General features: G+C 74.4%; 14 protein-coding genes. 8 read left to right on the top strand and 6 right to left on the bottom strand.

Annotated elements, in window-relative coordinates:
* Positions 1-31: 31 nt before the first annotated feature.
* The 8 genes from AC29IT_RS14430 (at position 32) to AC29IT_RS14395 (ending at position 7,733) form a co-directional block, all read left to right on the top strand.
* Positions 32-1,735: a dihydroxyacetone kinase family protein gene (locus AC29IT_RS14430; RefSeq protein WP_358434406.1), complete on the top strand. Its 1,704-nt coding sequence runs from the start codon at positions 32-34 to the stop codon at positions 1,733-1,735.
* Positions 1,736-1,930: 195 nt separating this feature from the next.
* Entirely contained in the window at positions 1,931-3,430 is a 1,500-nt protein-coding gene (locus AC29IT_RS14425; RefSeq protein ID WP_358434404.1) for a CoA-acylating methylmalonate-semialdehyde dehydrogenase, read from the top strand.
* Positions 3,431-3,493: 63 nt separating this feature from the next.
* Positions 3,494-4,678, top strand: a complete 1,185-nt coding sequence (locus AC29IT_RS14420; RefSeq protein ID WP_358434401.1) for an acyl-CoA dehydrogenase family protein — start codon at positions 3,494-3,496, stop codon at positions 4,676-4,678.
* Positions 4,675-5,721, top strand: a complete 1,047-nt coding sequence (locus tag AC29IT_RS14415; protein ID WP_488218996.1) for an enoyl-CoA hydratase/isomerase family protein — start codon at positions 4,675-4,677, stop codon at positions 5,719-5,721. Before AC29IT_RS14420 ends, AC29IT_RS14415 begins: the two co-directional genes overlap by 4 nt.
* Positions 5,722-5,774: 53 nt before the next feature.
* On the top strand, positions 5,775-6,707 hold the full coding sequence (mmsB, locus tag AC29IT_RS14410) for a 3-hydroxyisobutyrate dehydrogenase (RefSeq protein ID WP_488218995.1): 933 nt from the start codon (positions 5,775-5,777) through the stop codon (positions 6,705-6,707).
* A 102-nt stretch (positions 6,708-6,809) separates the two neighbouring features.
* On the top strand, positions 6,810-7,028 hold the full coding sequence (locus tag AC29IT_RS14405; protein ID WP_309148749.1) for a hypothetical protein: 219 nt from the start codon (positions 6,810-6,812) through the stop codon (positions 7,026-7,028).
* On the top strand, positions 7,025-7,246 hold the full coding sequence (locus AC29IT_RS14400) for a hypothetical protein (protein ID WP_358434392.1): 222 nt from the start codon (positions 7,025-7,027) through the stop codon (positions 7,244-7,246). The genes AC29IT_RS14405 and AC29IT_RS14400 overlap by 4 nt, the downstream gene beginning before the upstream one ends.
* Positions 7,247-7,370: 124 nt before the next feature.
* Positions 7,371-7,733, top strand: coding sequence for a barstar family protein (locus AC29IT_RS14395; RefSeq protein ID WP_358434389.1), 363 nt, complete (start codon positions 7,371-7,373; stop codon positions 7,731-7,733).
* 13 nt (positions 7,734-7,746) lie between these two features.
* Here AC29IT_RS14395 and AC29IT_RS14390 read toward each other — a convergent pair whose 3' ends face one another.
* From AC29IT_RS14390 to cysD, 6 genes are all read right to left on the bottom strand, one after another.
* Positions 7,747-8,520 (bottom strand): enoyl-CoA hydratase-related protein, encoded by a 774-nt coding sequence (locus AC29IT_RS14390; RefSeq protein ID WP_488218994.1) that lies wholly within the window; start codon positions 8,518-8,520, stop codon positions 7,747-7,749.
* A gap of 71 nt (positions 8,521-8,591) precedes the next feature.
* A complete protein-coding gene (locus tag AC29IT_RS14385) occupies positions 8,592-11,015 on the bottom strand; it encodes an ADP-ribosylglycohydrolase family protein (RefSeq protein ID WP_488218993.1) in 2,424 nt (807 codons plus the stop codon).
* A gap of 10 nt (positions 11,016-11,025) precedes the next feature.
* Complete coding sequence (locus AC29IT_RS14380; RefSeq protein WP_488218992.1) at positions 11,026-16,431, bottom strand: type VII secretion system-associated protein; 5,406 nt, start codon at positions 16,429-16,431, stop codon at positions 11,026-11,028.
* 447 nt (positions 16,432-16,878) lie between these two features.
* Positions 16,879-17,634 (bottom strand): sirohydrochlorin chelatase, encoded by a 756-nt coding sequence (locus AC29IT_RS14375; protein WP_358434379.1) that lies wholly within the window; start codon positions 17,632-17,634, stop codon positions 16,879-16,881.
* Positions 17,635-17,639: 5 nt separating this feature from the next.
* A complete protein-coding gene (locus AC29IT_RS14370) occupies positions 17,640-18,986 on the bottom strand; it encodes a sulfate adenylyltransferase subunit 1 (RefSeq protein ID WP_358434376.1) in 1,347 nt (448 codons plus the stop codon).
* Positions 18,986-19,936, bottom strand: coding sequence for a sulfate adenylyltransferase subunit CysD (gene cysD / locus AC29IT_RS14365; protein WP_488218991.1), 951 nt, complete (start codon positions 19,934-19,936; stop codon positions 18,986-18,988). The genes AC29IT_RS14370 and cysD overlap by 1 nt, the downstream gene beginning before the upstream one ends.
* Between the last annotated feature and the right edge of the window lie 43 nt (positions 19,937-19,979).

The following is a 19,979-nucleotide window of genomic DNA, read 5'->3' as shown; positions in this document are numbered from 1 at the left end:
GAGCGCCCGCCGGTGATCCAGTGAGGGAACGATGACGCGCTTGTTCGACGATCCGGCCTCGTTCGCGGAGGACGCGCTCGCCGGGTTCTGCGACCTGCACCCCGATCGGGTGCGCCGGGTCGAGGGCGGGGTGGTGCGGGCGCTGCCCGCGGACGAGGGCCGGGTGGCGGTGGTCATCGGCGGCGGAGCCGGGCACTACCCGGCGTTCTTCGGCCTGATCGGGCCCGGTTCGGCCGATGCCGCCGTGGTGGGCGGCGTGTTCACCCCGCCGTCGCCGCGGGCGGTGCTGTCGGTGGCGCGCGCCGCGCACGGCGGGGGCGGGCTGCTGTTCGTGTTCGGCAACTACGCGGGCGACGGGACGGGTTTCGGTGCCGCGCAGGAGCGGTTGCGGCTGGACGGCATCGATTGCCGGTCGGTGGTGGTCACCGACGACATCGCTTCGGCGCCCGCGGGCCTGCGGTCGGCGCGCCGGGGGATCGCGGGCGCGTTCGCGGTGATCAAGGTGGCGGGCGCGGCCGCGGACGAGGGGCAGCCGCTCGACGAGGTGGAGCGGATCGCGCGGCTGGCCGACGACCGCACCCGCAGCCTGGGCGTCGCGTTCGACGGCTGCACGCTGCCCGGCGGGAGCGAGCCGCTGTTCGAGGTGCCGGCCGGGAAGATGGGCCTGGGGCTGGGCGTGCACGGCGAGCCGGGCTCGTCGGAAGTGGAGCTCCCGTCGGCCGATCGGCTCGCGGAGATCTTGGTGGACGGGCTGCTGGCGGAGGCCCCGGCGGGCGCGGGACCGCGGGTCGGTGTGCTGCTCAACGGGCTGGGCAGCACCGGCGGCGAGGAGTTGTTCGTGCTGTGGAACGACGTGTCGCGGCGGCTGCGCGGCGCCGGGCTGGAACCGGTGGAGCCGGAGGCCGGTGAGCTGGTGACGAGCCTGGACATGGCGGGCGTCTCGCTCACGTTGATCTGGCTGGACGCGGAGCTGGAGCGGTTCTGGCGCGCCCCGGCCGACACGCCCGCGTACCGCAAGCGGGCCCGCCGCCGGATCCCGGACCGCCCCGATCCCGCGGTGGCGCTCGAACGGATCGTGCGCGGTGCCGAGCACACCGGCACCGGGGTGGATTCGCGGGAGGCGGCCTCGGCGCTGGCCGCGGTGTTCGGTGCGGTGCGCCGGATCGTGGCGGACCACGCCGCGGAGCTGGGCCGGGTGGACGCGGTGGTCGGGGACGGCGCGCACGGCCGGGGGATGGTGCGCGGGACGGCGGCGGCGCACGAGGCGGCGGAGCTGGCGGTGCGGGCCGGTGCGGGGGCGCGTTCGACGCTGGCGCGCGCGGGCGACGCGTGGGCGGGCCGCGGGGGCGGTACGTCGGGGATGTTGTGGGGCACCGGCCTGCGCGCGTTCGCCGGTGAGCTCTCCGACGAGCGGGCGCCGACGACGGCGGAGCTGACCGCGGGGGTGGCGGCGTTCGCGGAGTCCGTGGTGCGCACCAGCGGCGCGCGCCCCGGGGACAAGACGGTGGTGGACGCGCTCGCGCCGTTCGCCGCGGAGTTCGCCGAATCGGGTTCGTGGACGCGGGCGGCGACGGCGGCGCGCCGGGCGGCGGCGGGGACGGCGTCGCTGCGCCCGAAGCACGGCCGGGCGCGGGAGTCCGCGGAGCGGGGCCTGGGCACGCCGGACCCGGGGGCGCTGTCGTTCGCGCTGATCGCGGAGGCCATCGCGGCGGCGGTGCGGACCGACTCGGAGTGACGCCCCGCGGGCACCGGAGCGTTCTTCACCCGTTCGGAGGCTGTGATCTGCAGCACCTGTTGCAGCCGTACCGACTAGGCTGATGATTGGGTCACCGAAAGTTGGAAGCCCGACTAAATGACCGGCCGCGGGACGCGGTGGACGGCGCGGGCGGGCCGGGATCAACGGTGCGAACGGCGAAAGGTGCGGTGCGGTATGTCCCAGGAGTTGGAGCACTTCATCGGCGGCGAACGGGTCGCCGGAACCTCCGGGAACTTCGGTGACGTGTTCGACCCGAACACCGGCGGGGTGCAGGCCAAGGTCCCGCTCGCCTCGGCCGAGGAGGTCGCGGCCGCGGTCGCGAACGCGGCCGAGGCCCAGCCCGCGTGGGCCGCGCAGAACCCGCAGAAGCGGGCGCGGGTGCTGATGCGCTTCCTGCAGCTGGTCGGCGAGGAGATGGACTCGCTGGCCCGGCTGCTCTCCGCCGAGCACGGCAAGACCGTCGCCGACGCCAAGGGCGACATCCAGCGCGGCCTGGAGGTCGTCGAGTTCGCCGTCGGCGTCCCGCACCTGCTCAAGGGCGAGTACAGCGAGAACGCGGGCACCGGCATCGACGTGTACTCGCTGCGCCAGCCGCTGGGCGTGGTCGCGGGCATCACGCCGTTCAACTTCCCGGCGATGATCCCGCTGTGGAAGGCCGCCCCGGCGATCGCGGCGGGCAACTCCTTCGTGCTCAAGCCCTCCGAGCGGGACCCGTCGGTGCCGTTGCGGCTGGCCGAGCTGTTCGTCGAGGCGGGCCTGCCGCCGGGCGTGCTCAACGTGGTCAACGGCGACAAGGTGGCGGTGGACGCGGTGCTCACCGACCCCCGGATCGAGGCCGTCGGGTTCGTCGGCTCCTCCTCGATCGCCGAGTACATCTACGCCACCGCCGCCGCGCACGGGAAGCGCGCGCAGTGCTTCGGCGGCGCCAAGAACCACATGATCGTGATGCCGGACGCGGACCTGGACCAGGCGGTGGACGCGCTGGTCGGCGCGGGCTACGGCTCGGCGGGCGAGCGGTGCATGGCCATCTCGGTGGCGGTGCCGGTCGGCGAGGCGACCGCCGACGCGCTGGTGGAGAAGCTCGTCGAGCGGGTGCGCAAGCTCAAGATCGGCACCAGCTTCGACGCGGACGCCGACTTCGGGCCGCTGGTGACCAGGCAGGCGCTGCAGCGGGTGGACGAGCTCGTCGCCGCCGGGGTCGAGGAGGGTGCCTCGCTGCTCGTCGACGGCCGCGGGTTCGCGCTGGAGGGTCACGAGGACGGGTTCTTCGCAGGCGCCTCGCTGTTCGACCACGTCACCCCGGACATGCGGATCTACCGGGAGGAGATCTTCGGCCCGGTGCTGTCGGTGGTGCGCGCCGCCGACTACGACGAGGCGGTGCGGCTGCCCAGCGAGAACGAGTACGGCAACGGCGTCGCGATCTTCACCAGGGACGGGGACGCGGCGCGCGAGTTCGTCAGCCGCGTCAACACCGGCATGGTCGGGGTGAACGTGCCGATCCCGGTGCCGATCGCCTACCACACCTTCGGCGGCTGGAAGCGGTCCGGATTCGGCGACCTCAACCAGCACGGACCGGACTCGATCAAGTTCTACACCAAGACGAAGACGGTGACCTCCCGCTGGCCCTCCGGGCTCAAGGAAGGCGCCAGCTTCACCATCCCCACGATGAACTGACCCGCGCCCCGGGCGGGCCACCGCGCCCGCCCGGGACCGGACTCTCGAAGGTGAGGAGTGGACGTGTCGGTAGCAGCGGTTTCCGGCCCCTCCGGCGTGGTGTCCCCGTTCGCGCTGACCGAGGACCAGCGGGCCATCCAGCAGCTGGCCCGCGAGTTCGCGGCCGAGCAGCTCGCCCCGCACGCCGTGCAGTGGGACCAGGACAAGCACTTCCCGGTGGAGGTGCTGCGCGCCGCGGGTGAGCTCGGCATCGGCGGCATCTACGTCGACGAGGCCTGCGGCGGCACCGGGCTGGGCAGGTTCGACTCGGCGCTCATCTTCGAGGAGCTCGCCGCGGGCGACCCGTCGGTGGCGGCGTACCTGTCGATCCACAACATGGTCGCCGGGATGATCGACCGCTTCGGCGACGAGGAGCAGCGCGCCCGCTGGTTGCCGCCGCTGTGCTCGCTGACCGCCCGCGCCAGCTACTGCCTCACCGAACCGGAGGCGGGTTCGGACGCGGCGGCGCTGCGGACCCGCGCGGTGCGCGACGGCGACGACTACGTGCTGACCGGGGTGAAGCAGTTCATCTCCGGCGGCGGCAGCTCCGACGTGTACGTGGTGATGGCCCGCACCGGCGAGGACGGTTCGAAGGGCATCTCCACGTTCATCGTGGAAGGCGACGCGGCCGGGCTCTCGTTCGGCCCGAACGAGCGGAAGATGGGCTGGAACGCGCAGCCCACCCGGCAGGTCGTGCTCGACGGGGTGCGGGTGCCCGCGGCGCAGCGGCTCGGGCCCGAGGGCATCGGGTTCAAGATCGCGATGGCCGGGTTGGACGGCGGCAGGCTCAGCATCGCGGCCTGCTCGCTGGGCGGGGCGCGGGACGCGCTGGACCGCAGCCTCGGTTACGTGCGTGAGCGCACCGCGTTCGGCTCCAAGCTCAGCGAGTTCCAGGTGCTGCAGTTCAAGCTCGCCGACATGGCCACCGAACTGGAGGCCGCCCGGATGCTGCTGTGGCGCGCGGCGTGGGCGCTGGACGCCCGCGACCCGGACGCGACCCGGCTGTGCGCGATGGCGAAGCGGCTCGCTACCGACGTGGGCTTCACCGTGGCGAACGAGGCGCTTCAGATCCACGGCGGATACGGATACCTTGCCGAGTACGGCCTCGAGAAGATCGTTCGCGACCTGCGGGTGCACCAGATCCTCGAAGGCACCAACGAGATCATGCGACTGATCATTTCCCGTGGACTGCTGGAGTCGGCATCATGACAACACCCGCCCCGGAGCAGGTTCTGCTCAGCGTCGAGGGCGCGCTCGGACGCATCACCCTCAACCGCCCCAAGGCGATCAACTCGCTCACCCTGGAGATGGTGCGCGAGATGACCGCCGCGCTGCGGCGGTGGAGCACCGACGAGCAGGTGCGGGCGGTGCTCGTCGAGGGCGCCGGGGAACGCGGGCTGTGCGCGGGTGGCGACATCCGGGCGCTGCACGACGCGGCGAAGGCCGGGGACGAGGAACTCCCCAAGGCGTTCTGGAGCGAGGAGTACCGGCTCAACTCGATGCTCGCGCACTACCCGAAGCCCGTGGTGGGGCTGATGGACGGGGTGTGCATGGGCGGTGGCGTCGGCATCTCCGCGCACGGCTCGCACCGGGTCGTCACCGAACGCTCCAAGGTCGGCATGCCGGAGGTCGGCATCGGCTTCGTGCCCGACGTCGGCGGCACCTTCCTGCTCGCGCACACCCCCGGTGAGCTGGGCACGCACCTGGCGCTCACCGGTGCGCCGGTGAGCGGCGCGGACGCCGTGGCGCTGGGCCTCGCCGACCACTACCTGCCGAGCGAGCGCATCGACGACCTGATCAAGGCGTTGACCGGCGGCGACGTGGACGCGGCGCTGGCCCGGTTCACCGAGGCCCCGCCGGAGTCGCCGGTGGCCGCGCAGCGGGAGTGGATCGATGCGGCCTACGCCGCCGACGACGTCACCGAGATCCTCGACCGGCTGCGCGCCCGCCCCGAGCAGGCCGCCGCGGACGCCGCCGACGCGATCGACGCGAAGTCCCCGACCTCGCTGAAGGTGACGCTGCGCGCGCTGCGCAGCAGGCCGGCGACCCTGGAAGCCGCGCTGGACCAGGAGTTCCGGATCGCGCTGCGCTGCCTGAACGCCGGCGATTTCGTGGAGGGCGTGCGCGCCACCCTCGTCGACAAGGACCGCGACCCGAAGTGGTCGCCGAACGGACTGGACGGCGTCACCCCCGAGCTCGTCCAGCGCTTCTTCGCCCCGCTCGGCGAGGACGAGCTCGGCCTGTCCGGCTGAGCCGCCGGGCCCCGCGCCCGGCTCGACCACCGCACCCGCAGAAGGGAATGACAATGGCTGTCATCGGATTCATCGGGCTCGGCCACATGGGCGGCCCGATGTCGGCGAACCTGGTCGCGGCCGGGCACGTGGTGCGCGGGTTCGACCTGTCGCCCGCGGCGCTGGAGGCGGCCCGGGCGAACGGGGTGACCACCGTCGACTCGGCCGTCGAGGCCGTGACCGGCGCCGAAGCGGTGATCACGATGCTGCCGGGCGGCAAGCACCTGCTGGACTGCTACGAGCAGGTGCTGCCCGCGGTCGAGCCGGGCGCGCTGCTGGTCGACTCCTCCACGGTCGACGTCGCCGACGCCCGCGCCGCGCACGCCCTGGCCGGGACCGCCGGGTTCGGCTCGCTGGACGCCCCGGTCTCCGGGGGCACCGCGGGCGCCGAGGCGGGCACGCTCACGTTCATGGTCGGCGGCGCGGACGAGCACTTCCAGCTGGCGGAGCCGCTGCTGGCGCCGATGGCCCGCAAGGTCATCCACTGCGGCGGGCCGGGCAACGGCCAGGTCACCAAGATGTGCAACAACCTGGTGCTCGGGGCCTCGATGATCGCGGTCGGGGAGGCGTTCGTGCTCGGCGAGCGGCTCGGCCTGAGCAACCAGGCGCTCTACGACGTCGCCTCGATCTCCACCGGGCAGTGCTGGGCGCTGACCACGAACTGCCCGGTCCCGGACCTGGTCGAGACCAGCCGGGCCAACCACGACTACGAGCCGGGCTTCTCCGCGGCGCTGATGCTCAAGGACCTCAAACTGGCCGAGTCCGCCGCCGAGCAGAGCGGCACCGACGCGGCCGTCGGCCGGTTGGCGACCGAGCTCTACCAGCGGTTCAACGAGGAGGGCGGCGGCGGGTACGACTTCGGCGCGATCATCCGCTCCATCCGCGAGCGCTCGGCGGCGGGCGAGCGCGCCGGGAGCCCGTCGACCGAGGTCACCGGCACCGCCTGACCGCCCGCGGACGCGTCCGGGCGCCCGCGGGAACCGGGCGCACCGGGCGGGGCCGGGGCGGGGTGAAGGCCCCGGAGGCCCGGCGTACTCTGGCGCCTCGTGATGGACTGGCTGTTCGAGTGGTGGGACGGCGTCGAGCTGTGGCTCGTCCAGCTCTGGTACCCGCTGCTGGTGACCCTGGTCCTGGTCGTGCTGCTGCCGGTGTGCTGGTACCTGGCGCGCTTCCTCGACCGGGCCATCGATGGGATCGGCGCGCGGCTGACCCGCGTGCGCGACGCCGAACCGCCGGTGCGGACCCCGCGCGGAACGGACGTGCCATGAACCGGTTGACCTCGCGCAAGCGCATCACGGTCGCCCTGATCGGGCTGATCGCGCTCGTCGTCATCGGCTGGTTCGTCCAGCAGGGTGCCGCCGCGCACGGCAGGGCCATGCCGCCCGCCGGTGGTTCCGCCGCGGTGTGGCAGGCTGTGCCCGTTCTGCCGGATTCACCGGGAACGGTGCCGTGGCGGGCTGCTGAACCGCTCATCTCGCCCGCGTGACGCTGCGGGCGGCCCGACCGCCCCGGCATTGCGGTGAACGAAGCTTCTTCCTGGTTGTCGACGTGTGTGGTTGAGTGGGATGTTTGCGACGAAAAAGCCTCAGGTCTCCCGGAAGGAGCCGGCGGTGAGCGAGCTGGAGCAGCCTGGCGTGAGCGCCAAGACGGCGGCCGAGGACGCCGAGCGGCGCGGCGCGGCCGTGCACGTGCTCGACGGCAGCGACCTGGTCAACAAGCGCACCGCGCTGGACGGGATCGCGGCGGTGCTGTCGTTCCCGGAGTGGGCGGGGCGCAACCTGGACGCGCTCTACGACTGCCTGACCGACCTGTCCTGGCTGCCGGAGGGTGAGCACGTGCTCATCTGGTCCGGGGCGCAGAACCTGGCGCAGCACGACCCCAAGGCCTACGAGAAGATCAACACGGTGCTGCGGGACGCGGCGAGCAAGCCGATCTGCGGCCGCGCCTTCGCCACCGTCCTGACCCGCGACTGAAGCCCCGCCGCCCTCAGTCCTGCGGGACCCAGGCGGCGGGCCGCTTCTCGGCGAAGGCCCGCATGCCCTCCTGGCCCTCGGCGGAGGCGAAGTGGCGGGCGGAGAGTTCCAGCACCTCGTCGAAGTCCGCCCCGATGTCCGCGGAACGGGGGCGCCGCAGCAGCGCCTTGGTGGCGGCCAACGCGTGCGGCGCGCCCTTCGCCAGCATCCCGGCGTAGCGGTCGACCTCCGCGTCGAGCCGGTCGGCGGGCACCGCCGAGGTGAGCAGCCCGATCCGCACGGCGCGCTCGGCGTCGAAGTTCTCCCCGGTGAGGAACAGCTCGTGCGCGGCGCGCGGCTGCAGCCTGGGCAGCACGGTCAGCGAGATCACCGCGGGCACCACGCCGATGCGGACCTCGGAGAACCCGAACGTCGCGGTGTCCGCCGCGACCGCCAGGTCGCAGGCCGCGATGATGCCCGCGCCACCCGCCCGCGCCGGTCCGGCGAGCTTGGCGATGACCGGTTTCGGGCTGGTCCACAGGGTGTTCAGCAGTTCAGGCAGCTCCCGCACCCCCTGATCGTCGGCGCCGGCGGACCGGGACTCCTTGAGGTCCATCCCGGAGCAGAACACCGTCCCGGTGTGGGCGAGCACGATCACCCGCACCGCGTCCTCGGCGAGCGCCGCCGCCAGGTGCTCGCGCAGTTCCCGGCGCAGCTGCGCGGACAGCGCGTTGCGGTTGTGCGGGGAGTCGAGGGTGATCGTCGCGATGCCGGAGGCGGTGCTGCGGTGCACGAGTTCGTCGGCCATGCGCCGCACGCTACCGCCTGCCGCGGGCGTTCCGAGGTGCCGCGACGACCGGTTTCCGCCCCGACGGCCCGTCAGGTCGGCGGGTAGCGGGTGGTCCAGTCGTCGGTGTCCGGCGGGTGGGGGCCGAATTCGAGGCTCGCGTCGTGCGCCAGCTGCTCGATGACGTCGTGCAGCTCCAGCTCGGTCCGCCACCGGTCCGGGATCTTCGCCGCCCCGGACCGGGCGCCGACGAGGCTGCCGCAGACCGCACCGGTGGTGGCCGAGTTGCCGGAGTGGTTGACCGCCAGCGGCAGCGCCGCGTCGATGTCCCCGTCCGCGACGAGCGCCGCGTACAGGCCGATGCCGAGCGCGTCGGCGGCGCTCCACCCGTTGCCGATGCCGCTCTCCAGGTGCCCGGGCGTGGTCTCGGCGGAGGCGGCGTAGCGCACCGCCGCGGACACCTTGCGGGTGACGTCCTGGTGGCCGCGGTGCCCGCTGAGCTCGTCCAGCGCCTCGTCGACGGCGACGGGGAGCGCGCACCCGTCCAGCAGCCGGGACACCAGGAACGCGAGCGTGCCCGCGCTGAGGTAGGCCACCGGGTCGCCGTGGGTGAGCGCGGCGGTGTTCTGCCCGACGCGGAACACCTCGGCCGGGTCGGAGCTCCACAGCGCGGCCGGGACGGCCCGCATCACGGCGGTGCTGCCCTGCGAGTCGCTGACCGGGTGGTCCGGGGTGCCCATCGGCTGCTGGCCCTTGGCGAAGGCGATGAGGGTGCGCATCATGGTGCGGCCCGGGTTGCGGGTCTGGAACAGCGCGCGGTGCCCCACCAGCCAGCCGTCAGGCGCGGGGGTGTGCTTGAGGAATTCGCCGGCGGCGCGGCCCCAGCTGAGGTGCTGGGTGTGCAGCCAGCGCTGGTAGGCGTGCTGGATGTGCCGGGACGGGTCGGCGACCTCGTTGCTGCGGCGGCTCACCCCGGCGCGGATGGTGCCTTCGAGGGAGAACAGCAGCAGCTGGGTGTCGCTGCCGAGCCTGCCCGCGGGATGTCCGGCGGGCACGTAGTTGCGCAGCCCCTGCGGCCCGTGCCGGTCTTGGATCTCGTCCCAGCCGTCACCGGCGATGGGGGTGCCGAGGGCTTCGCCGATGGCGCAGCCGAGCACGGCGCCGAGGAAGCGGTCTCTGGACGCGGCGAGTCTGGGCACGGCGTGCAGGCTCCTTCGCCGATCGGGTTCGCGGGCGGGGGCGCCGACGGGGTAGCGGCGCAGCCATTCCTCGGATTCGTCCGGGTAGGGGCCGAATTCGGCGGCGGCGTCCTCGGCGAGCCGTTCCAGCACGGCGAGCGCGGCCGGTTTCCCCGTGCCGGGTAAGGGGATCGCGGCGGGCCCGTGGGCGGCGCCGAGCAGCTGGCCGCACAGCACCGCCGTGGTGCGGGTGTCGCCGCCGTGGTCGGTGGCGGCGGCGATGGCGGCGGGGAAGTCGTCGGGGCACGCGGCGACGATGCGCAGCGCGGCGGCGAGGGCTTCGGTGCCGGTCCGGCCCGGGCTCATCGCGTCGAGCTGCGCGGCACCGGGCACGAACCCGACGGGGCTGGTGCTGCCGAGGTGCAGGGCGCGGTCGAGCAGCGCGGGCCGGGAATCGGCGGGTTCCCAGGCGGCGAGCGCGCCGTCCAGGGCCGCGGGCAGCGGATTTCCGCGCAGCAGCAACGAGATCGCGACGCCGAGCACCCCGGCCGGGCGGTTGCCGTCGGGGTGGCCGTGGGTGAGCGCGGCGAGGTTCGCGGCGGTGCCGAACACCTCGCTGCCGGACCACAGCGCGGCCACCGCGCCCAGCGGGACCGCACCGGCCCCGGCGGCGTGCGCGGAGGCGCGGCCCCCGGCGGCGATGCGGGTCAGCGCGGTCAGCAGCGCCCGGTCCTCGACGGTGTCGCCGTGCAGCTCGCGCTGCTCGACGAGCCAGCCGTCCGGTTCGCCCGCGGGTTCGGCGACGCAGTCCTGCCACGGCACGCCGCGGGTGTGCAGCCACCGCTGGAGTCCACTGAGGACGGAGGCGGTGAGGTCGGTGGCGCCGTGCGCGCGCAGCGCGGTGTGCGCGCGGATCACGCCTTCCAGCGCGAACAGCAGCGCCGCGGTGCGTTCGCCGACCCGGCCGGTGGCGGTGTGCTCGGCGCTGGCCGCGCCCAGCAGCATCCCGGCGAACCGGCTCGCCGCGTCCGGCCGGTAACCGGAGGAGTCGGCCAGCCCGGTGGCGGGCACCGGTGGCGCGGGATCGGTGCCGATCCGCTGGCGCAGCGCCGCGAACCACGGCGGCCGGGTCAGCGGCCGGTCGCGCCAGGAACGCCACTTCTCCAGCAGCACCCGCTCGTCCGCGTCGGCTGGTCCGGCGGGCGGCGCACCGGATTCCGCGCCGGGCTCCGCGGCGGTCGCCGGCGGCGCGTCCGGCGACCCCGCCCGGCGCCGTTCCCGGAACGCCGCCAGCAACGCCCGTTCCGCCTCGGTGAGCCCGTCGCGAGAATCCTTCACCTGAGCAACGTTACTGCGTGTATCGCCGGGTCCAGTCCGGCGCCGTGCCGTCCGGGGCGAGATCGGTGTCGACCCGCCGGGCATCGGCGACGAGGCGCTGCACGTGATCGGCGAGTTCCAGCTGATCGAGCCACTCCGCCGGGATCTCCGCCGCACCGCGCGCGGCGCCGAGCAGTCCGCCGCACAGCGCCGCGGTGGCCGCGCTGTCCCCGGAGTGGGTGGCGGCGAGCGCGACGGCGTCGGCGAACGAGTCCGGGTGGGTCAGCGCGGCGGCGACCGCGACGCCGAGCGCGGCGGGCGCGTGCCTGCCCGCGCCGAGCTTCTCCAGCGCGGGCACCGGGACCGGGCCGTGCTCGGCGAGCTCCAGCGCGTCGCGCAGCGACCGCACCGTGTTCTCACTGCCCTCCCAGGCCTTCAGCTCGGTGAGCGTGGTGTGCACGCTCTCCGCGAGGGTCTGCCCGGAGTTCAGCGCGGCGACCATGCCCGCGACGGCCGCGGCGGGCAGGTAGCCGTCCGGGTGGCCGTGGGTGAGCACGCCGGTGGCGATGCCGAGCTCGACCGCGGTGCCGGGCGCGTCGGCGTACAGGCCGACGACGGCGCCGCGGGCGGCCGCGGCCGCGCCGGTGGCCTGGTTCGGCGGGGTGCTCGGCGTCGGCAGCGGGCTCTGCCCGTCCCAGGTGGCCAGCGCGGTGACGCCCGCTTCGTCGGGGAAGCGCTGCGCGCCGAACGCGGGCTCCGCGGCGAGTTCCGCGGGCCGCAGCGCCGGTTCCACCGGGGCGCCCTGCGCGATCACCCAGTGCTGGAGGGTGCCGCGGACCAGTTCGGCGGGCGTCGGACCCGGCTTGTTCAGTCCCTTGTGGACGGACGAGCGGAGCAGGCCGTCGAGCAGGAACACCGACTGCTGCCCGATCGAGGTGGACCGGCCGCGGCCGCCCAGGTGCTCGGCGAGCTCGCGCACCCCGTCCGGGTTGCGGCGCAGGATCGCCCGCTGCGACAGGAACGTCCACGGAGCGCCCAGCGCGTCACCGGCGAGCACGCCGAGCGCGCATCCGGCGAGCCGGTCCAGGCGATCCAGCTCGGCGGGCACCTCCGCGGGCAGCTCGCCGTCGGCCTCGTTCGCGGCGACCAGCTGCGCGGCGCGCTCGGGGCCGAACGCCTCCTGCAGCAGCTTGTGCAGCCCCTCGGAGAGGTCGTTGGGCGTGTCGTCCTCGCCGTCGCGGAACTTGCGCCACGCGGCGAGCAGCCGAAGCTCCTCGTCGTTGAGGCCGTCGCCGGAGTCCTCGTCCGCCGCGGCGGGTTCGGGCGGTGCGGCGGGGACGGCGGCTGCCACCGGTTCGGCTGCCGCCGGTGCCTCGGACGCGGGCTGCTCGGCGGGGACGGCCCGTTCCGCCGCGGGCTGCTCGGCGGCCGGTTCGGGAGCGCTCTCGGCGGGCTCCGGCGCGGATCCGCTCGCCGGGGGTTCGTCGGTGACGGCGGGGATGGGCGCCATCACCATGGTCTGCTCCGCCGCCGTCTCCGGCACCGGTGCGGGCCGGGCGGGCTGGGCCTTCGGCTTCGCGGGCGCGCTGCCCGCCGGGTAGCGGCGCAGCCACTCCGGCACCGACGGCGGGTGCTCGCCGAACTCCTCGGTGGCGTCCTGCGCGAGCTGCTCGACGACCTCGCCGAGCTCCACCCGCTGCCGCCAGCTCTCCGGGATCGCGCTCGCCAGGTGCGCGGTGCCCATGATGTTGCCGCAGATGGACGCGGTCGCGTCGCTGTCGCCCGAGTGGTTCGCCGCCAGCACCACCGCATCGGTGTAGGAGAACGGGCGCGCCAGCGCGGCGCACACCGCGATGGCCAGCGCCTGCTCGCCGACCCGGCCGTCGCCGAGCCGGTGCTGGATCTGCTCCGGCGTCGGCGTGCCCTCGGTGGCCAGCTCGATCGCGCGGCGCAGCGCGCTCGTCGTCTCCTCGTGGCCTTCCCAGCCCGACAGCTCGGTCAGCGCGCGGTCCACCGCCTCCGGCAGCGACCGGCCGCCCAGCAGCTGCGCCACGATCACCGCGAGCGCGCCCGCGGGCAGGAAACCGCTCGGGTGCCCGTGGGTCAGCGCGGCCGTGGCCGCACCCACCCGGAACGTCTCGGTCGGGTCGTCGGACCAGAACCCGGCGGGCGCCGCGCGCATCACGCCGCCGCAGCCCTTCGAATCGTTGATCCGGTTCGTCAGGGTGCCCAGCCGAGCGCTCGTCGCGTAGCCGTGCAGCGCCTGCACGCAGGTGGCGCCGGGCGCGCGGCGCACGAACAGGCCCTTCTCCCGGATCAGCCAGCCGTCCGGCGGGGTCGCCGCGATCGGTCCGCCCGCGTCCTTCCAGTCGAAGCCCTGGGTGTGCAGCCAGCGCTGGTAGGCGTGCTGGACCTGCTGCGCCGGATCGGTCTCGCCGTAGAGCCTGCGGCGGATCGAGGCGCGGATGAGGCCGTCGGCGGTGAACAGGGTCAGCTGGGTGTCGTCGCTGATCGACCCGCCGGGGCGGTGCGCGTCGGCGAAGTCGACGACGCCCGCCGCACCGTGTTCGGCGCGGATCTTCTCGATGGAGTCGTCCTCCACCGGGTAGCCGAGCGCGTCGCCCACCGCGCCGCCGAGCAGGCAGCCCAGGATGCGGGCGCCGCGTTCGGTGGCCGGTTCGGCGAGTTCGCGGGTGGTCGCCGGGCGCTGCTTCGCGGCGGGTTGCCGCGCGGTCTGCGGGCCGGGTGCCTGCCGGCCGGTGGGCTGCGTGGTCGGGCGGGACTTCGGCATGGCGATGCGCTCGGTGAGCGGGGCGGCTGCCGCGGGCCCGCGCTGCGCCGCGTCGGCCGTGCGTTCGGCCTCGACCGACCCGGCCTCGGCGGCCTTCGACTCGGTGGTCTTCTCCGCAGCGGCCTTCTTCGCGGTGTCCTCGGCTCCGGCGGGCTCGTCCTCGGCGGCGGCCTCGTCCTGCTCGACGTCGGCGTCGCGGCCGTTCGAGGAGGTCGAAGGCCAGGAACCCATCGTGGGCAGCGGTGCGGCCGGGCGGGCGGTCTGCTCGGCGTCCTCGGCTTCGGGGCTCTGGCCGGATTCGGGGCTCTGGTCGGACTTCTGCTCCGCCGCCGCGTCCTGCTCGGGCCGTTCCGGAGTCGTCTCCGCGGGCTTCGCGGTCTCCGCCGAGTTCGCGCGGTGTTCGTCCTGCGCGGAAGCCGTGCCCTGCTCGTCCTGAACCGCGGCCGTGCCCTGCTGCTCCTGCGCCGGACCCGCGCTCTGCTCTTCCTGCGCCGAGCCCGCGCTCTGCTCGCGCTCCGCCGATGCCGCGGACTGCTCGGCCGCACCGGTCGCCGCGTCGTCGTCGGCACCGGGTACCGCCGCGGTGCGGCCACCGGGCGCGAGGCCCGCCGGACCGTCCGAAGTGGACTCGGCTGCGCCGTCGCCCGGCTGCTCGTCGCCGGTGCGCGCGGCACCACCCGGGATCGGGAACCTGGCCACCGGAGCGGACTTCTCGGCCGCCTCGTCCCGGATCGCGGGCTGCTCGGTGGTCTGCTCCGCCGCACCCTCCCGGGGCGACCGCGGGAGCTCCGCGGGGAACTCCAGGTCGATCAGGTCCTTCGAAGCCGGGTAGCGCTGCGCCCACGTCTCGTCGGTGCGCGGCTGCGGGCCGAACTCGACCAGCGCGTCCGTGGTCAGCTTCTCGACGAGCTCGCGCTGCTTGAGGTCGCGCAGCCACACCCCGGGCAGCGCGGACGCGCCGTGCCGGGCGCCGACGATCGCACCGCAGATCGCCCCCGTCGTGTCGCTGTCGCCCGAGTGGTTCACCGCCGCCATCACGGCCGGACCGACGCCGTCGTGGCTCAGCGCCGCGCACACCGCGATCGCCAGCGCCTCCTGCCCGGTCCAGCCGGCGCCGAGCAGGTCCTTGAGCTGCTCCGGGGTCGGTGCGCCCTGCGCGGCGAGGTCCTCGGCCACCAGCAGCAGCCGTTCGGTCTGCTGGTGCCCCTCGCACTCGGCGAGCAGTTCGCGGGCCAGCGTCAGCGCGTCCGGCAGCGACTCGCCGCGCAGCAGCCGGTGCACCAGCACCGCCAGCACCCCGGCGGGCAGGTAGCCGCTGGGCTTCGCGCAGGTCAGCGCGGCCCCCGCGGCGGCCAGCCGGAACACCTCGCGCGGGTCCTCGGACCACAGCGCGAACGGCGCGGCGCGCACCACGCCGGTGTTGTCGTCGGAGTCGTTGATCGGCCGCTGGAACGTGCCGGGCCTGCCGTTGGCGGCGAACTCGCGCAGCGCGGTGATGCACTCGGCGTTCGGCGAGCGCACCGCGAACAGGTCGCGTTCGGCGACGAGCCAGCCGGTCGGTTCCGGGTGCCGCTCGGCGAACGGGCCTGCGACGTGCGCCCACGCGTGGCCCTGGGTGTGCAGCCAGCGCTGGTAGGCCAGCTGCACCGCCGGCAGCGGCCCGCCCGTGGCGCCGCCGCGGGTGGCGACGTGCCCGCGGACGAGGCCTTCCAGGGTGAACAGGATCAGCTGGGTGTCGTCGGTGAACTCGCCGGGACGCTCGCCCGCGCGGTCGTAGTCGGTGATGCCGCGCTCGCCGAAGCGGCTGCGGATCTGCTCCACCGGGTAGGTCTCGACGGGTGCGCCGAGCGCGTCCCCGGCCGCGGCGGCCAGCATGCTGCCGAGGAACCGCTGCCCGTGGTCGCTGCTGATCGGGTCCGGCGCCTGCTTGGCGGCTCCGGGGACCTTCGCGGGCTGCGTGACGTCCGCGGCGGGGGACGGCGGTGCGGGCGGGGTCGCGGGAGCGGTGGCGGGGGCCGCGGGTGCGACGGGCGCGGACGGCGCCGCGAAGGAGGCGGGCGGTGCGGGCGTGCTGGGCCCACCGGCGGCCTTGATCAGGTCCTCGCCGGGGATGCGCGCCTTGACCTGGCTGGTCGGGTTGATCTGCAGGTCCATCCCGGTCGGCTTGCGCTCGACGAGCTGCCTGCCGGTCATCCGCTGCCAGCTGGTCCAGTTCGCGGGCAGGTAGCCCTCGGAGGTGAACAGCTGCAGCTGCCGCCTGCCGGATTCGTGGTCCATCGTGAACAGCCCGCTGCCCTGCGGCTGCGCGAACAGGATCAGCTCGGCGTCCAGCAGCGCGGCCAGCAGGGTGGGCGCCTGCGCGTAGCCGGTGGTGGTCAGCTGCAGGGCGCGTTCGACATCGTTGGTCGGCGCGGGCAGCCGTAGCGCGACGGGGGAGGGGCGGTAGTTCGGGTTGGGGGAGAAGTCCTCGGTGAGCTCACCGCGCTCGTCGACCCGGTAGCCGCCGATGAAGCCCCAGGGCGGGACTTCGGAGCTGGGGTCGCTGAAGATCGGATCCACCACGTACAGCCACGTGTTCGGCTGCTTCGCGGCCTGTTCGCGCATGGCCGGCGTGATCACCGGCCGGCTCGGCTGCTGGGTGTTCATCTCCCGCACACGCCCCCGACTTGTCGTTGCACCTTGATCCTTGCCGCCGAGGTTCACTGGCTCACCCGAAAGTGTGGTTCCGCGCCGCGATGCCGCTCGGCTGCGCTGCGACGCGCCGCCGTCGCGTAGTTGATCCGCACTCTCTCATGGCCACTTGGGGTGAAGTTTAGTGTTCCGCCAAAACACCCTGAGTCAGCGATCCCGCTATCGGCCAGAGGTGGGAGGAACGAGGAGGCAGCGGACGAAACGGGCCGCCCGGCGGCGACCGGAGGTCGGGGTTTCCCGTCACCGCCGGGCGTGTGGTGCGCCCGTGTTCGCGGTCGCACGGAACGCATCCTGCCCGCGCGGCCGCGGATTCGGCCGGACTTGTCGGTATTTCGCAAGGACGCCCGGGGACGTTGCGCCGCCCGGTGGTGCGGGCTGCGCCGAACGCGCCCGCGAGCGGGTTCAGGCCGCGCCGGAACCGACCTCGGTGCGGTCGAGCACCTCGCGGTACCGGGTCAGCACGAGCTCGGCGACCGATCCCGCGGCCGCCATCGGAGTCCCGATCAGCGCGTCCGGTGCGTGCGCGCGGGCCGCGTCCACGACCCGATCGGTCAGCAGCCCCGGAGCCAGGAACCAGAAGCCGACGGCGATGCGCCGGGCGCCGCGCTCCCGGAGCCGCGCGATCGCCGCGGGCACGTCCGGTTCGGCGGCGGTGGCGAACGCGGCGACCGCGCCCGCCCAGGAATGCCGCGCCTGCCACCGCTCGGCGACCTGCGCGACCAGCCGGTTCGCCGGAGCGTGCGCCGAGCCGACCCCGGCCAGCACCACCCCGAGCTCCGGGTCGTCGGTGCGCGCACCCGCCTCCCGCAACCGGTCCAGCGCCGCCGACTCCAGCAGCGGATCCGGCCCGAGCACGTCCGCGGTGCGCAGGTCCAGCCCCGGCAGCCGCGCGCCCGCCTCGGCCAGCACCGCGGGCAGGTCCACCTTCGCGTGGAACGCGCTGCCCAGCAGCAGCGGCACCACCACGGCCTCGCGGTGCCCGTCGGCGCGCACCGCCGCGAGCACGTCGCCCACCCGCGGCGCGGACAGGTCCAGGAACGCCGCCCGCACGTCCAGGTCCGGGCGCTCGGCGCGCACCACGTCCAGCAGGGCGTGGACGGTGCGCGCCGAACGCGGATCCCGGCTGCCGTGCGCGACGGCCACCAGCGCGGGTGCCAACCGGATCAGCCCGCGACCGCCGCCGCCAGCGGAGCCAGCGGCAGCCCGATCAGCCCGGCGGCCAGCGTGGTGCCGTCCGCCGGGTCGATCACCAGGAACGAACCGGTGCGCCGCGACGCCGCGTACTCGTCGACCGGCAGCGGCTCCGCGGTGCGCAGCTGCACGCGGCCGATCTCGTTGAGCGCCAGCGAATCCGGGGCGTCCACGCCGACCAGCTCCTGCTCGTCGAAGCGCGCCGACAGCTCGGTCACCATCGCCTGCACGGTGCGGGTGCCGTGCTTGACCAGCACCCGGGCCCCGGGCTGCAACGGCTTCTCCGCCAGCCAGCACACGGTGGCGTCCAGCTCGTCGGTGACCTGCGGCGCCGAGTCCGCGGCGGCGATCAGATCGCCCCGGGACAGGTCCACGTCGTCCTCCAGCAGCAGCGTCACCGAACGCCCTGCCGCCGCCCGCGGTGCCGGGCCGTCCGGGGTGTCCACCTGGGACACCCGGGTGCGGATGCCCGCGGGCAGCACCACGACCTCGTCGCCCTGCGCCACCACGCCCGCGGCGACCTGGCCCGCGTAGCCGCGGTAGTCCGGGTGCTCCGCGGTGCGCGGCCGGATCACGTACTGCACCGGCATCCGGAACGGCGCGTCGAACGGGTCCGGAGCCACCGGCACCGTCTCCAGGTGCTCCAGCAGCGACGGCCCCGAGTACCACGGCGTGTTCGCCGAGCGCTCCACCACGTTGTCGCCGTGCAGCGCCGACACCGGGATGGTGCGCACCGCGTCGTCGGCGTAGCCCAGCGCGCGGGCGTGCCCGGCGAACTCGGCGGCGATCCGCTCGTGCACCGCGGCGTCGAAGTCCACCATGTCGATCTTGTTGATGGCCAGCACCAGCCGCGGCACGCCCAGCAGCGCCAGCACCGCCGCGTGCCTGCGGGTCTGCTCGATGACGCCCTTGCGCGCGTCCACCAGCAGGATCGCCAGCTGCGCGGTGGACGCGCCGGTCACCGTGTTCCGGGTGTACTGCACGTGGCCCGGGGTGTCGGCCAGCACGAAGCTCCGCTGCGGCGTCGCGAAGTACCGGTACGCCACGTCGATCGTGATGCCCTGCTCGCGCTCCGCGCGCAGCCCGTCCACCAGCAGCGACAGGTCCGGGGTCTGCAACCCGCGGTCCGCGCTGGCCCGGTGCACCGCGTCCAGCTGGTCGGCCAGCACCGACTTCGTGTCGTGCAGCAGCCTGCCCACCAGCGTCGACTTGCCGTCGTCCACCGAACCGGCCGTGGCCAGCCGGAGCAGGTCCGTGTGCACCGGCAGCACCACCTCGGCGCCGGAATCCGGTGCGGTGCGGGTCGTGGTCTCGGTCATCAGAAGTAGCCCTCCCGCTTGCGGTCCTCCATCGCGGCCTCCGACATCCGGTCGTCGGCCCGCGTCGCGCCGCGCTCGGTGAGCCGGCTCGCGGCGACCTCCGCGATCACGTCGTCCACCGTGTACGCCTCGGACTCGACCGCGCCGGTGCAGGAACCGTCGCCGACCGTGCGGTACCGCACGACCTTGTCCGCGACGTCCTCGTCCTCGCGCGGCCCGCCCCAGGGGCCCGCGGTCAGCCACATGCCGTCGCGCTGGTACACCTCGCGGCGGTGGGCGTAGTAGATCTCCGGCAGGTCGATCTTCTCGCGCTGGATGTAGCGCCAGATGTCGAGCTCCGTCCAGTTCGACAGCGGGAACACCCGCACGTGCTCCCCCGGGCGGTGCCTGCCGTTGTAGAGGTTCCACAGCTCCGGGCGCTGCCGCCGCGGGTCCCACTGGCCGAAGGCGTTGCGCAGGCTGAAGATGCGCTCCTTGGCCCGCGCCCGCTCCTCGTCCCGCCTGCCGCCGCCGAACACCGCGTCGAACTTGTTCTCCGTGATCCCGTCCAGCAGCGGCGTCGTCTGCAGCGGGTTGCGGATGCCGTCCGGGCGCTCGGCGAGCCTGCCGTCGTCGATGTAGTCCTGCACCGAGGACACCACCAGCCGCAGGTCGTGCTCGGCGACGAGCCGGTCCCGGAACTCGATGACCTCGTCGAAGTTGTGCCCGGTGTCCACGTGCAGCAGCGGGAACGGCACCGGCGCCGGCCGGAACGCCTTGATCGCCAGGTGGACCAGCACCGTCGAGTCCTTGCCCCCGGAGAACAGGATCACCGGGCGGTCGAACTCCCCGGCCACCTCGCGGAAGATGTGGATGGCCTCGGACTCCAAGGCGTCCAAGTTGTCGACCTGCGGAGGTGCCCCCGTGGACACCGGGTCCTGCGGCAGGTCGAGCTGCTGCTCGGCGGTCATACCCATCCTCTCCGGGTGTGCTTGCTCAGTAGGCCTTGCGCGG

The organism is Saccharopolyspora sp. MMCC62, assembly GCF_057736575.1.
The sequence above is the reverse complement of the archived record's forward strand: the minus strand, read 5'-3'. Positions and strand labels throughout refer to the sequence as shown.